Annotated in this window: 12 protein-coding genes; 4 read left to right on the top strand and 8 right to left on the bottom strand. The window is 71.2% G+C overall.

Annotation, left to right across the window (positions count from 1 at the left end):
• The first annotated feature begins 6 nt into the window (after nt 1–6).
• On the top strand, nt 7–711 hold the full coding sequence (locus tag AB0B64_RS14470) for a TetR/AcrR family transcriptional regulator (RefSeq protein ID WP_357942207.1): 705 nt from the start codon (nt 7–9) through the stop codon (nt 709–711).
• Nucleotides 712–929: 218 nt separating this feature from the next.
• On the opposite strand, the gene AB0B64_RS14475 is transcribed toward AB0B64_RS14470, so the two are convergent.
• From AB0B64_RS14475 to AB0B64_RS14510, 8 genes are all read right to left on the bottom strand, one after another.
• Complete coding sequence (locus AB0B64_RS14475; protein ID WP_358177487.1) at nt 930–3,269, bottom strand: transglutaminaseTgpA domain-containing protein; 2,340 nt, start codon at nt 3,267–3,269, stop codon at nt 930–932.
• Nucleotides 3,257–4,378 carry a DUF58 domain-containing protein gene (locus AB0B64_RS14480; protein WP_358177490.1) on the bottom strand — a complete coding sequence of 374 codons (1,122 nt, stop codon included), beginning with the start codon at nt 4,376–4,378 and terminating at the stop codon, nt 3,257–3,259. Before AB0B64_RS14480 ends, AB0B64_RS14475 begins: the two co-directional genes overlap by 13 nt.
• Nucleotides 4,375–6,540, bottom strand: a complete 2,166-nt coding sequence (locus AB0B64_RS14485) for a hypothetical protein (protein WP_358177493.1) — start codon at nt 6,538–6,540, stop codon at nt 4,375–4,377. Before AB0B64_RS14485 ends, AB0B64_RS14480 begins: the two co-directional genes overlap by 4 nt.
• A gap of 101 nt (nt 6,541–6,641) precedes the next feature.
• Complete coding sequence (locus AB0B64_RS14490) at nt 6,642–7,064, bottom strand: YbaB/EbfC family nucleoid-associated protein (protein WP_358177496.1); 423 nt, start codon at nt 7,062–7,064, stop codon at nt 6,642–6,644.
• 73 nt (nt 7,065–7,137) lie between these two features.
• Nucleotides 7,138–7,944, bottom strand: coding sequence for an alpha/beta hydrolase (locus AB0B64_RS14495; protein WP_358177499.1), 807 nt, complete (start codon nt 7,942–7,944; stop codon nt 7,138–7,140).
• Between the two features lie 32 nt (nt 7,945–7,976).
• Nucleotides 7,977–8,774, bottom strand: coding sequence for an aminotransferase class IV (locus AB0B64_RS14500; protein ID WP_358177502.1), 798 nt, complete (start codon nt 8,772–8,774; stop codon nt 7,977–7,979).
• A gap of 13 nt (nt 8,775–8,787) precedes the next feature.
• Nucleotides 8,788–9,231 (bottom strand): MarR family transcriptional regulator, encoded by a 444-nt coding sequence (locus AB0B64_RS14505; RefSeq protein WP_358177505.1) that lies wholly within the window; start codon nt 9,229–9,231, stop codon nt 8,788–8,790.
• A gap of 126 nt (nt 9,232–9,357) precedes the next feature.
• Nucleotides 9,358–10,503 (bottom strand): alpha/beta hydrolase, encoded by a 1,146-nt coding sequence (locus AB0B64_RS14510; protein ID WP_358177507.1) that lies wholly within the window; start codon nt 10,501–10,503, stop codon nt 9,358–9,360.
• Between the two features lie 133 nt (nt 10,504–10,636).
• Here AB0B64_RS14510 and AB0B64_RS14515 point away from each other — a divergent pair, with 133 nt between their 5' ends.
• The 3 genes from AB0B64_RS14515 (at nt 10,637) to AB0B64_RS14525 (ending at nt 13,159) form a co-directional block, all read left to right on the top strand.
• Entirely contained in the window at nt 10,637–11,884 is a 1,248-nt protein-coding gene (locus tag AB0B64_RS14515; RefSeq protein WP_358177510.1) for a histidine kinase, read from the top strand.
• Complete coding sequence (locus AB0B64_RS14520; protein WP_358177512.1) at nt 11,881–12,525, top strand: response regulator transcription factor; 645 nt, start codon at nt 11,881–11,883, stop codon at nt 12,523–12,525. The genes AB0B64_RS14515 and AB0B64_RS14520 overlap by 4 nt, the downstream gene beginning before the upstream one ends.
• Nucleotides 12,526–12,664: 139 nt before the next feature.
• Nucleotides 12,665–13,159 carry an SRPBCC domain-containing protein gene (locus tag AB0B64_RS14525; protein ID WP_357942228.1) on the top strand — a complete coding sequence of 165 codons (495 nt, stop codon included), beginning with the start codon at nt 12,665–12,667 and terminating at the stop codon, nt 13,157–13,159.
• The last annotated feature ends 106 nt before the right edge of the window (nt 13,160–13,265 follow it).

Genomic DNA, 13,265 nt, shown 5'->3' on the forward strand with positions numbered 1-13,265 from the left:
TTGTTCATGACCATCCTTGCGAAGGAACGTTCGTTCTCATCACTTCAGCACATCTCTGGCGTGGTTGACAAGAATGAACGTTCATTCCATCCTCGGGGGGTGCCCGTCTCACACAGTCCAGCCGCCGACACGCGCCGTCAGCATGTCCTGGCAGCCGCGCGCCGCTGTTTCCTCGCCAACGGCTTCCACGCGACCTCTATGCAGGACATCTTGCGCGAAGCGCAGATGTCACCCGGCAACCTCTATCGGTACTTCCCCGGCAAGGACGCCATCGTGCTCGCGATCGTGGAGGCCACCTTGGCTGAGGTCACCGCCGCGTTCGAAAAAACGCTCCTTGACGAGCCGCCCCCGTTGCTGGAGGCGCTCACCGAGATCCTGCGTGCGATCGAACGGCTGGACGACCACGAGGGCACGCCACGGCTCGCGATCCAGATCTGGAGCGAGGCCCTACGAAATCCGGCGATGGCCTCGCTCTTCGCCGAGGCCATCGCGCCTGTCAGGCAATGGTTCGTCCAGCTCGTCGAAGCCCACCGGCATCGTGGCCTCACCTCCGGCCCGGTGGCACCGGAGCACCTGGCCAATGTCCTGCTTGGCGCCATCCACGGGTTCATCGTCCAAAGAGCGCTGCTCAAGCTCGATGCAGCCAGCTACGCCGAGGGGCTGCGAGGCCTGCTCGCGGTCCCGGCCAGCCCGCAAAACCGCGGTCACTGACCACGAAAAGCACGGATGCACCCCAGGGCGCTCGCCCGGAGGCCCTTGAGCGGAAGACGACTTCCAAGGCCGGACACCTGTGCAAGGCCGTCGCCGGCCTTCAAAACCACCGCGTCGCACTGGCTGCCTGAGGATGAAAGGAACCGATGATCGTGCAGGTGAAGATACGTCGTTGCGTTCAAGTGCGTTCTTGCGACGCTTGATCTGGCTGACCCCGCTCAGTGGAGCAGCGAGCCGGGTGCCAGGCGGTGGGCGAGGCGGCGCGGTAGCGCGATCTTCCGTCTGACCAGCAGGTCGATGTTCGCGTAGTGCCGCCAGGCCATGTCCGCAGCTTCCTGGTCCGCGGGGGCGTCGCTGAATCGGGTGAGGTTCGCCAGGTCTGCCAGCCCCGTCAGTGGCTCGTACGCGTGGGTGCCCAAAGCCGTCACTCCTAGCGTGGCCACCTCCCGAGCCGTCAGTACGCGCGACGAGGCCGGGACCCCGGCGGCGCGCAGTCGTACCACCGTCTGCCGCCACGCGCCCGCCACCCGCGCCCGCGGATCGCCCGTCCGGCGGCGTCGGCGGCGCAGGGGCGGCAGTACGGTCACCGCCAGCAGGTACCCGCCCAGCAGCCCCCCGGCCACCGCGCCCGCGACCGGCAGCCAGGTCGTCCCGGCTCCGTGGCCGGTCTGACGGGGTGACGGCTGTGGTGTGGGTCGGTGGGGCGACGGCGTGGTGGCGGGGTCGGCGTGTTCGCCGCTGATCTCCTGCTCGACCTCCTGGCGCTGCTTGGACACGCCTTCGGCGACGTCGCCGCTCTGGCCCGCGTGGCTGCGCGCCGGGGTCGGGTAGAAGGGCACCCAGCCGATCCCCTTGAACTCCACCTCCGCCCAGGCGAGTACGTCACCCGCCAGCACCTGCCGTACGCCGCCTCCCTCCGCCTTGCCCGGACCGAAGCCGACGACCACCCGGCTGGGCAGGCCGAGCGAGCGGGCGAGCAGCGCGTACGACGCCGCGAACTGCTCGGTCGTGCCCTTCTTCGCCTCGGTGAGGAAGAACTGGATGCTGCGATAGCTGTGCCCCGGTGGGGAGTTGACGTCGTACTGGGCGTGTTTGCGCAGGTAGGCGGCCAGCCGTACGGCCTGCTGCATGGGGCTGGTGGCGCCGGCCGTGGCCTTGCGGGCGATGGTGGCGAGGCGGGCCCGTTGTGGGGGAGTACGGCCGTCGGGGCCGTTGGGCAGTGCCAGGGCGGCCTGGTCAGCGGCGGGGACCGCCTCGCGCAGTTCTGCGGCGGAGTAGCGGCGGATGCCGGAGATCACCCGGTACGTGATGCCCTCGCGAGCGGTGGCGGCGGCACTCGCCAGCATCCCGGTCGCCGGATCTGCCATCAGGCCGGCCGCGGAGTCGGGCGCCGGTCCGGTGAAGGTCACCTGCTGCGGGCGGTCCGCCGCGGGCAGCCAGGGCCCGGGCAGCTTCTGCAGCGTGAACTGCTGCTCGACGACGTCGTGGGCGCCCACAACGTCGTCGCCGGGGACCCTGCCGCCCGTCGGCAGGTATCCGGCGCCGGACGTCCACGCGACGCCGTCGAAACGGTCCAGTACGGCCAGCCGCCAGTTCGCCTCGGTCGTGGATTTGACGGTGAAGAGCTGGCGGTAGGGGTTCTGGAGCCAGGCCGACACCTGGTCGAGCGGGCTCACGCCGGCGAGCGGGCGCGGGGGCGGCTGGGCCACCAGCCGCCGTACGTCGTACGGCTTGCTCGCGAACGGCAGCACCGGTCCGGCCGCGACGGCGATCAGCACGAGGACGGCCAGCAGCGGGACGCCTGCCGCGAACGTCCTGGCCGCTCGGGCCGCCCGGACCAGGGCCAGGAGCAGGGCCAGCCCGACGAGGACGGCCGGTGTCGGCAGCTGCGAGCCGGGACCGGACACGCCCAGCACGACGGCGGCGGCCAGCACCGGTACGGCCGGGGCCGCCGGGAGCACCACCGCCCTGGTCCGCAGGGCCAGTTCGGTCCCGGCCACCGCCGCCGCCCAGACCAGGAAGTGCGCCAGCACGATCGTCCTGCCGTCCCCCTCGGCCGGCAGGATGGTCGTGAGCAGTGCCTTCCCCGAGTCGCGCACGCCGAGCAGCGCGGCTCGCACGCTGGCCGGACTCGGCAGGAACCCGGCCAGGGCCTGCGTCCTGAACAGGGTCGCCGACACCGCGATCAGCCAGGCCAGGAGATTCACGGCCAGAGACGCCCAGAGCGGCAAGATCCTGGCCAGCGCGTACGACACCACGCCCGGCACAATCGCCGCCACAGCCACCACGGGGATCAGCGCGCCCAGCGTGAACACCCCGTCGAACGCCAGCCCGGCCGTACCCGCCAGCAGGACCACGATGACGATCGACACCACCCGCCGCCACTCGGGCACAGGCGGCAGCGGCGCAGCCTCGGACGTCCCCGGTCGCACGCCCGGCGTGGGCGGGGCGACCGGTGTGGGCGGGGCGACCGGCATGGCCCGCACGTCCGGCGTAGGCGGCACGTCCGGCGGGGGTGGGGCGACCGACCGGCCCGGCGGGGTGGTCAGCGCGGCCATGCCGCCGCCAGTTCGGCCAGTTCGCCGATCTCGATGACCGTCACACCGGGCACCATCGGCGGCCGGTCGCCGCAGGAGGCCCCGACCCAGACACAGACCACCTGGTCGAAGCGCCGCCGCACCGACGCGACGCTCGACAGGGCGGTCCGCGCCCCGGTGACCAGGATCAATGCCCCACCCGAGCCGGCGCGGCGTACCGCGTCCACCGGCGTCTCCGCGTCGGCCGTCCGCTCGACCAGGGCCAGCCGGTCCAGCACCTCCTCGGCCTCCTCGGCGCCGCCCTTGACGGACAGCAGCTCTCCCGCGCCGGTCAGCAGCCGCACCGGGAAGCGGCGGCGGCTCGCCGACCAGGCGACCGACGCGGCCGCGTCGACCGCCAGCTCGAACTCGTCGTCACCCCCGTAGGAGTCGGCGCGCGTGTCGAGGATCGTGGTCGTGTACGGCAGGCTGACGTCCTCGAGCTCCTTGACCATGAGGGTCCCGGTACGCGCCGTGGACCGCCAGTGGATGTGCCGCAGGTCGTCGCCGATCACGTAGTCGCGGACGCCGTTGAAGGTGATCGTGCCGCTCGGCGAGCGGGAGGCGGAGCCGTCGAGGTGGCGCTGCCGGCCGGAGTTCAGCGGCTCCAGCGGCACCGTACGCGGCCGGACCAGCAGCAGATCCGCTTGTCCGTACGAGGTCGTGCGCCGGGCCAGGCCGAACGGGTCGGCCCGGTCGAGCCGCAGCGGGCCCACCGGGGTCTCGCCGCGCCTGCGGGTGGGCAGCCGGTACGACACGGTTCCGGTGGAGTTCCTGGCCAGCGGCGGTACGCCGACCACGATCGCGGTGTCCCGGCAGGTGTCATGGGCCTCCAGGGCGTCGCGCCGCCAGCGGCCCCTGTTCGTGACGCGCAGCATCGCGATGGCCGCCTCGCCTCTGGCGACCTTGACGGGCGTGACCTCACGGCGTACCTCCAGGCGTGGCCGGCGCAGCGTCCACAGCAGACCGGCGCCGACGGCCGCGATCCCGCCGGCCGACAGCGCGCCCGCCTGCTGGTAGCCGAGCGGCGCCGCCACCGCGTACAGCAGCACGGAGGCGGCCAGGGTGCCCCAGCCGGCTCTGGTGATCATTCGCACTCCCAGAGGGGGGCGGCGGGGAATCCCCCCTTCGGGGTGTCCATCAGCACGTCGTTCAGCCAGCCGCTGCCCCGGCTGGACTCCACCTTGTTCCAGACGTCGCTGCTCATGCCGGTGTCGGTGTCGGTGAAGCCCGCGCCCTTGGTCTGGCAGATCACGGTCATGGTGATGTACTCGCCCTTGGGGATGCGGCCCGCCTCCGCCCCCGCCGAGGGGCCGGACCGGATCAGGGTGTCCCTGTTGTCGTTGTGCGCGTTGCGGAACTGCGCCGACGGCGGCTGCAGCCCCGCCTTGGCCTCGGCGCGCTCCTGGCCCTCGCCGGCGCCGTTCTTGGCACGCAATGTCCAGGTGTAGTCCTGGCCGTTCTTCAGGCCGGTCACCTCCGCGCTGGTCCCGTCGAGCGTGCCCGGGTGCTGGCCAGGGCCTTCGAGTACGTAGCTGACGCCGCCGTCCTTGGCGTTGTCGGGGGCCGACCAGGTGAGGTCGGCGCCGTGGTTCTTGCCCTTGGCCTCGAAGCTCGCCGGTCTGCCCGGGGCGACGCAGGGGCGTACCGGGATGGTGGGGTCGGAGACGGACTCGCCGCCGTCGTACTGGGCCGCGACGCGGAAGGTGTACTCCTGGTCGCAGCGGCCTCCGGTGACCCGGAACTGGAAGGGGCCGTCGGAGCGTACGCGGTCCGGGGTCACGTTCGCGCTGTCCGGGGCGCCCTTGAGCGTGTAGCCGGTGGCCTTGCCCTGGCTCGACGGGGTGAACACGATCTCCATCCAGCCGGGTCCCGAGTTCGCCGTGACGGTGCCCGGCGGGCCGGGGGTCTGCGTCGGTGTGGGCGTGGGTGTCGGGGTAGGCGTCGGTGTGGGGGTGCTGGTCGGGGGCGGGCTGGGGGTCTCCGAGCGCTTCGTCGTGGTGGGTTTCGGGGTACGCGTGACCGTCACCGTCGGCCGTGCCGTGGGCTGGGTGGTCTGCCGGGTCGGGACGGTGGTCGGGAGCGCCATGGTGGGCGTGCCGGTGGGTACGGGCAGCGGGGTAGGGGTGTCCTTCTGACCGAGCGCCTCGTCGTACTTGCCGACCCGGTGCGCCCTGCCGTCCTGCTCGACGACCAGCGCGGTCTCGCTGAACTGGTCGTTGACCCAGAGCAGCCCGTCCTTGACGAACACCTCCAGCGGTCCCGCCTTGCCGGTGATCACCTTCTCGGCGTCGAACCTCTTGGCCACCGTGTCGTACACGATGAGCCGCCCGGTGCTCTCATCGGCGATGTAGACGCGGCGGCCGAGAGCCTGCGGCGGCCCGAGCTTGCCGCCCTTCACCGACACGGTGCTGAGCGCGCCGCTCGCGGTGTCCACGAGCACCAGCGCGCCCTGCTTGGGCGCGAGCATCGGGACGATCGTGGCCTCGGCGACGGCGGGCATCAGCATGCCGCCGCGCCCGGCCTCGGTCACCGTGCTGGGCAGGCTCACCGTGAGCCGCGTACCGGTCGAGCCGATGACCATCGCCGACGCGGCGGCGGAGTTGGTGACCAGCGGTACGCCGTCCGCCATGGTCAGCGTGAGCGGGTCGCCCGGCTCGCCCACGGTGACGGCCTTGCCCTGCTGGGCGCCGTTGATCTGGGCCAGCGTGCCCTCTTCCGGCACGGGGACCCAGAGGGTTCCGTTCTTGTCGATGCCCGCCTGGCCGAGCGGGCCCTTGAGCGTGATCGCGGCGCCGATCGTGTCCACGGTCAGGGGGTTCACCTGCTGGACGGTGCCCGCCTGCGGGTCGATCGCGTACGCCTTGCCCGCACCCATGACCAGCTGCGTCCCGCCGGCGCCCAGGCTCTTGGTCTGGGCGACTTCGAGCTGGGTCGGATCGATGCGGCTGACCTGGCCGGTCGACTCGTCGACGACGAGCACGCTGTTGCCGTCCTGGACCACCTTGAGCTCGTCGCCCTTCGCGGCGGCCAGGTCCACCCGGCCGTCGACCTGGCCGGACAGGCCGTTGGCGTGGACGACCTCACCGTTGAGCGCGCTGGCGAGCCAGGCGCCGATGTCGGCGAGCTTGGGCCGGGCGCTGGACACGCCCGTACCCAGGAAGAACCCGATGCCCGTGAGCGCGGCGACGACCGCGAGCGCGACGAGGCCCGCCACTCTCCGCCGTGCCGCCTTCTGCCACCGAATGGCCACCAAATTCACATCCCGCGACATTTGCGCACATGCATACCCGCCGACACCCTAGAGCGGCGGGGTCGGCTGGGGGCACTCTTCAAACAACCTCGAAGTGTCGGTCAGGTCGTGCCCCGGCGCCGCTCGTCGATGGCCCGCATGCGCTCGTCCATCGACGATTCGAAGGACTCGAGGACCTGGCCGAACCGGTCGTCGAGCTCCCGCTGGGTCGGCATCGACTCGCCGAGCGTGTCGGCCATGATCTCCCTGGCCTTCCTGTCGGCCTCGTCCTGCGCCTGCTGGGCGGCGCCCAGCAGCTCCTCGGCGAGCTTCTGGCTGTCCAGGCGCATCGCGCGCGGGGCGATGACCAGCTCGACGAGCCGCCCGTTGGCGCCGGCGGCCACTCGTACGTGCCCGTCCGCGCCGGTGCCCCGGCCGACGACCACGTCGACCTCCTTGCGTACCTCTTCGACGCGGAGCAGCATCTGCTCCGCCTGGGCGGTGATCCGTTCGAGGTCTTCGGGGCGGAATTCCGCAGCGTTCATGCCGGGATGATCGCCGACACTTCACCTGCGGCGGCGATATTTCGGGAAAAGTCGAAGGAATGGCAGGTTCCGGCTACGCGAGGAGTTCGCGTAGTGAGGCCGCGTACGCCCTGGGGTGCGAGGTGTTGCCGTTGTGCCCGCCCGGGAAGTGCATGAGGTCGGTGCCGAGCAGTCGCGCCAGCTCCTCGGCGCATCGATAGTCGAAGACCGTGCGCGGGGTGGCGCGACCGGCGACGGGCACGATCGGGGCGCCCTTCAGCGTGGCGGGGTCCAGCCGGTCGGCGATGATCGCCGTCCAGTCGTGCTCCACGAAGTAGCCGAAGTTGGCGGCCCGCTGCTCGGTCATCGGCTGCGGGGTCAAGGCCGGCTCGACGTCCTTGGCGGCGAGGTCGATGCCGAGTGTCCTGCTGATCTCCTTGATCAGGGCGGGCAGGCCGTCGCGCCGATAGATCTCCTGCCCCTCGGCCAGTTCCCGCCGGTGGCCGAGGCACTCGTCAGGGGGGAGCAGCCACGGCGCGACGGGCTCGTGCGCGATCAGCCTGTTCAGCCGGCCGCTGGCCACCAGGTGCAGCCCGATGGTGGCGCCGAAGCTCATGCCCAGCATCGTCACCGGCTCGCTGGTCAGGTGGTCGAGCAGGCGTAGTACGTCGTCGGCGTGCTCCTCGACGGTCGCGCCCCGTGCCGGGTCGTCCAGGGTGCTGCGCGAGAGCCCGCGCCGGTCGTACGTGATCACCGTGTGGTCGGGGACGAGCCGGTCCACGAGGTCGACGCTGCGTCCGGCGTCACCCTCGCCGCTCTGCGAGATCAGCAGGACGGGGCCGGTGCCCCGTACCTCGAAGTAGAGGTGCGCGCCGGCCACCCGCAACATGCCAGTTTCCATGGCACTCACCCTAATGCATCAAGAATGATGTATCAAGAATGATGGATTTCCTCCCAGGGCATGCCCTCGAAGTAGCCGATCAGCCGGCCCATCGCCGCCTCGTCCACCTTCAGCGTCAGATCGTCGACCTGCCTCACGGCCACGACGCCGTGCGAGTTCGTCAGGAACACCGTCTCGAAGTCCGGCAGATCCGCCACCCGCAGCACCCGGCTCTCATACGGCACACCCGCCTGAGCCAGCCCCGCCTCCATGAGCTGCATCGTGATGCCGTGCAGCATGGGCGCGTCCGGCCAGATCACCCGGGTGCCGTCGAAACAGCCCAGATTGGTGATCGAACCCTCGGAGATCACCCCGTCGTCCGCGGTGAGCAGGGCCTCGTCGAACCCCTCGGCCTGCACCTTCCGCCCCAGGTAGCCCTGGGGGAAGCCGCCCAGGTGCTTGACGTGCGGGAGAAAGCGCTGGTAGCGGACCGATTTGAGGCTGCGCGGGGTGGTGGCGACCTCGACGGGCGGCTTGGCGGTCACCAGTACGTGCAGGCGGGCGACCTCGCACACGTAGACCCGTACGGACGCGTCGGGCGCGACCGCCGGCCGCCGGTCCAGACCCAGGGCCGACCTGATGGAGTCGACCACCAGCCCACGGTCGAGCGGGCGGCCGAACAGCTCCTCGGTGGCCCGGTCGAGCCGGTCGAGGTGGCGGTCGAGGCCGCGTACCCGGCCCTGTCTGACCTGCATCGCGGTGAAGTGCCCGTATCTCGCCGAGACGGCCAGCGTCACCTCCGGCGCCTCGGCGAGCCTGCCGTCGATCACGGTGCGTTCGATGTCGATCAACTCCCTCGTACGGCTAACGGCTGAGCGTCCTGGGGATGAGGCGGCGGGCCAGCTCCTCCAGCATCTCGACCGTCTCGGCGATATCGTGCCGGTCGTCGGTGTCGAGGGCCGCGGCCACGGCGTCATCCACCGGCGCGGCACGTACCTCCGACAGCCGCGCCGAAACCTGCGGCGACTCCCTGATCAGGGAGCGCCGCCGGTCGCGGGGGTCGGTCATGGTCTCCAGGGCGCCCACGGTCTTGAGCCGCGCGACGGCGGCGGAGACGGCGCTCTGCGGCAGGCCGGTACGGGCCGCCACCTCGCCCACGGAGGTGTCGGGGTGCTCCCGGATGTCGCTCACCACGATGAGGACGGTCCGGACGCTGGTGGAGTGCTCGCCGATGCCCTCGGTGGGCATGGCCTCCTCGCCGATCTTCATCAGCGTCCGCCCGAGCAGGAACAACTCGACCCCGTTCACCTCAGGCACGATACAGCTGAACGGGGGCGGGCTGGATCTACGGTGCTCACGATGTTCCAGGTGACGGTCCGTTGTGGCTGGTGTTGGGCCATGATGACCCGGCTGCACGCGGCGCTGCTGTGACCCTCAGCGCCGCGAGGCGGGCTCAGGCCAGAACGTCACTTCGGGGAAGTCCTTCGACGGCTTGTCCAGCAGCGGCTCCCGCTGCTGGCGCAGGTGCCGGTCGAGGAAGGCGCCGACGTACGTCCGGGTGATCGACACGGCGCGCTCACCGTCCAGCGCGGGTGCGGGCAGACCCACCTGCGGCCTGATCACCGCGTAGTCGGTGAACGAGGCGTGGTCCGTGTCCGCGACCGACAGCCAGCGCTTCCACCCGTTCACCTTCGGCCACCAGTTGACCCATGACACGTCACCGGCCGGCGTGTGGTTCTCCTTGGTGCCCATCATGAGAAGCGGCCCGCGTACCGTACCCGTGGGCTGCTTCGGGTTGTAGCTCCCGTCGAGGTTCACCCCGGCGCGCACCCGCTTGTCGGCCGCCATGAGCTGCGGGGCGGCGTTGCCGCCCGCCGAGAAGCCGACCACGCCGATCCGCGACCTGTCGACCAGCCGCCCCCAGCCGCTCTTGGCGGTGAGCCGGTCGAGCACGAACGACAGGTCGATCACCCGGCTCTTCGCGATCGCGGCCCCTCTCTCCTCGGTGTTCGCCCCAGCGCACGCGGCGCAGGTCGTGGTCCGCCCGTCGGGGAACGTGGTGGCCGCCGACTCATAGGTGTGCTCGACGGCCGCGACCAGGTACCCCTTGCTGGCCAGGTCCTCCGCCAGCGAGGTCATCGTCGCGCGGGGAAAGCTGAAACCCGGAGACACGAGCACGAGCGGCAGGCTGCGGGTGAGCGGCTTCGCGTCGACCGTGGCGTAGGTCCGGGTCTTGGCGAGCGTGTCGGCGGGGACGTTCGGATAGGGCTTGACGATCAGCGCCGACTCCTGCGGCGTCACGTAGGGAGCCGCCCGCGTGCCCGCCTTCATGGCGGGGTACCACAGGGAGACCATGAGCTGCCGCGGCCCGTCCTGCGGCACCCACGGATCGGGACGGTCGGTGTCGACCAGATGCAGGGAGGCCAGTCCGACGGGGTACTTCCCGGTGGGCGCGGGCAACGAGGTGCCCGCAGTTGTCTGTAGGGGCCCGGTGCGCGCGGTCTCGGCTTGTGCTTGTGCCTGTACGGTCGGCGTCGCCAGCAGGGCCACGCCCAGGGCCACGATCAGGTGTCGTTTCATGCGGCCCAGCCTGGGCCCGTACCCACCGGCCCGGCTTGCCCGGGAAGTCGACCGGCACCCCCTCCTTTCGTAGCGGTCCCGATCGACGATCGGCTCGGGCGGCGGCCCCGCGTCGCCCCATAGGCTGACGAACATGCAGGTGAGCAGACGGATCGAGGGCGGCTTGCCGGTGTTGCTCGGGCCGGCCGTGTTCGTGGTGTCCGCGGTGCCGTTCGATCAGACCGACGGCCTGACGTCGCCGGTGTTCGTCACGACGGCGGCCGCCGCGGGCGTGGCGGCGTGGTGGGCGCGGCGGTCGTGGTGGCCACTCGCCGTACTCGGCGCCGTCTTCTACGTGTGGCTGGTGATGTGGCCGCCGCTGATGGTCGCCTCCTACTACGCCGGTACGACCCTGCGCGGCACCCGCGGCATCGCGAGCTACCTGGGTGGCACCGCCGTGGCGCTCGGCACGGCCGTCGTCGTCGGCGACCTGATCGGCGGACGCCGGGAGATGGTCACGGCTACCCCCGCCAACGTGGCGCTGATGGCCATGGCCCTGGTGGGGCTGCCGTTCGTGTTCGGGCTCTGGACCCGGGCCCGGCGCGACGTGCTGGCCGCCGCCAGAGAGCGGGCCGACCGGCTCGAACGCGAGCAGGTGATGCGGGCCGAGCAGGCCAGAGCCCAGGAACGGGCGCGTATCGCCAGAGAGATGCACGACGTGGTCGCGCACCGGGTCTCGCTGATGGTGCTGCACGCGGGGGCCCTGGAGGTACGGGCCGCCGACGAGCCCACGGCCCGTACGGCGTCCATGATCGGCGACATCGGCCGGGAGGCGCTCGCCAACCTGCGTGAGCTGCTCGGCGTACTGCGCTCGAACCAGCAGCCCGCCGAGCTCAGCCCGCAGCCCACGCTGGCCGACCTCGACCGGCTCCTCGACCAGTCGCGCGCGCTGGGCATCTCGGTACGCAGGCACGACCACGGTCAGCCGCGCGCACTCGGCTCTACGGTTGAGCGGACCGCCTACCGGGTGGTTCAGGAGGCACTCACCAATGTGCACAAACACGCCCGCGACGCCCACACCGACGTACACGTGCGCTTCCTGAACGACACACTCCAGGTGGAGATCCTGAACCGAGGCACCGCCGACGGGCCGGGCGCGGAGCGGCCGCTGCCAGACGGGCAGGACGCGACGCTGTCGAACGGGCAGGACACGACACGGTCGGACGGGCCGGGTGCGGAGCAGGCGCTGTCCGGGGCGGAACGGGCGCTGCCCGGGGCGGGGTGGGGGCTGGCGGGGTTGCGTGAGCGTGTCGAGCTGCTCGGGGGATCGCTGGCGGCGGGCCCCAGACGGGAGGGCGGCTACCGCGTCACCGCCGACATTCCCGTGAGGGCCGCGGCATGATCCGGGTGCTGGTCGTGGACGACGAGGCCCTGGTCAGGTCCGGGTTGCGGATGATCCTGGAGACGGCCGACGACATCGTGGTGGTGGGCGAGGCCAGGGACGGCGAGGAGGCCGTCGGGGCGGCGGCCCGGCTCAGGCCGCACGTGGTGCTCATGGACGTACGGATGCCCGGCACCGACGGCTTGACCGCCGCCGCCCGCGTACTGGCCGCCCCGGACCCGCCCAAGATCGTCATGCTGACCACGTTCGACCTGGACGAGTACGTCCACGAGGCGCTGCGGCTCGGCGCGGTCGGCTTCCTGCTCAAGGACACGCCGCCAAGAGACCTGACCGCCGCCGTCCGTACGGTGGCCGCCGGCCAGGCCATGCTCTCCCCGTCGGTCACCAGGCGCCTGATCGACGCGTTCGTGGACCGTGCGCCTTCGCGGTCGGACTCGGCCCGCAGGCAGCTCGCCGCGCTCACCGGCCGCGAGGAGGACGTGATCAGAGCCCTCGCCCGCGGTCTGTCGAACGCCGAGATCGGCCGCGACCTGCGCCTCTCGGAGGCGACGGTCAAGGCGCATGTGAGCCGGCTACTGGCCAAACTCGGCCTGACCAACCGCGTCCAGGCCGCCATCCTCGTCCACGACGCCGACCTCTGAGCTTGTCTTTCAGTTCTTGCCCGTCCACGCAAAATATCCACGCGAAATACACGGGCCGCTAAGTGACATCTGTATCTGTTTGTCCTGGCCGACGCGGGTGCAGGGTTGGGTTCATCACCCACTTGCTAGGGAGCAGACCATGACACTGGCCAACGAGAGCGTGCGTATCACACGTACCTACCCGACCACCCCCGAGCACGTCTGGCGGCTGTGGACCACCCCCGAGGGCATCGCCTCCTGGTGGTCGCCGGACGGCTTCACCGTCGAGGTCGGCAAGCTCGACCTGCGGCCCGGCGGCGACCTCATCTACACGATGACCGCCACGGCGCCGGAGCAGATCGCGTTCATGGAGAGCCACGGGATGCCGCTGAGCACCGAATCCCGTAAGAAGTTCGTCGAGGTGTCGGAGCCGGGCAGACTCTCCTACACCTCGCTCGCCGACTTCATCCCCGGCGTGGACCCGTACGACTTCCTCACCGTGGTCGAGCTCGAGACTGTCGAGGGCGGTGTCCGCGTCACGATGACGGCGGACGCGATGCACGACGAGGAGTGGACCCAGCGGCTGGCCGCCGGCCGCGCCAACGAGCTCGACAACCTCGGCCGTGTGATCGACGCCGACGAGGCAGGCGCGTAGGCATGGCCAAGCCATGACCCTGCTCCTCTCCCCGGCCAGGCCGCCGCTGGTGGCCGCCACTCGGCCGGGCCACCTACCCTGGTCACCCGGGACACGTGGACGGGGG

Source organism: Nonomuraea sp. NPDC049129 (assembly GCF_040648495.1).
Lineage (GTDB): Bacteria > Actinomycetota > Actinomycetes > Streptosporangiales > Streptosporangiaceae > Nonomuraea.

Excerpts from the sequence above, each read along its gene's own strand:
- AB0B64_RS14520 (WP_358177512.1), top strand. The coding sequence starts at position 11,881 with ATGATCCGGGTGCTGGTCGTGGACGACGAGGCCCTGGTCAGGTCCGGG.
- AB0B64_RS14515 (WP_358177510.1), top strand. The coding sequence starts at position 10,637 with ATGCAGGTGAGCAGACGGATCGAGGGCGGCTTGCCGGTGTTGCTCGGG.
- AB0B64_RS14525 (WP_357942228.1), top strand. The coding sequence starts at position 12,665 with ATGACACTGGCCAACGAGAGCGTGCGTATCACACGTACCTACCCGACC.
- AB0B64_RS14495 (WP_358177499.1), bottom strand. The coding sequence starts at position 7,944 with ATGGAAACTGGCATGTTGCGGGTGGCCGGCGCGCACCTCTACTTCGAG.
- AB0B64_RS14470 (WP_357942207.1), top strand. The coding sequence starts at position 7 with ATGACCATCCTTGCGAAGGAACGTTCGTTCTCATCACTTCAGCACATC.
- AB0B64_RS14510 (WP_358177507.1), bottom strand. The coding sequence starts at position 10,503 with ATGAAACGACACCTGATCGTGGCCCTGGGCGTGGCCCTGCTGGCGACG.
- AB0B64_RS14490 (WP_358177496.1), bottom strand. The coding sequence starts at position 7,064 with ATGAACGCTGCGGAATTCCGCCCCGAAGACCTCGAACGGATCACCGCC.
- AB0B64_RS14480 (WP_358177490.1), bottom strand. The coding sequence starts at position 4,378 with ATGATCACCAGAGCCGGCTGGGGCACCCTGGCCGCCTCCGTGCTGCTG.
- AB0B64_RS14475 (WP_358177487.1), bottom strand. The coding sequence starts at position 3,269 with ATGGCCGCGCTGACCACCCCGCCGGGCCGGTCGGTCGCCCCACCCCCG.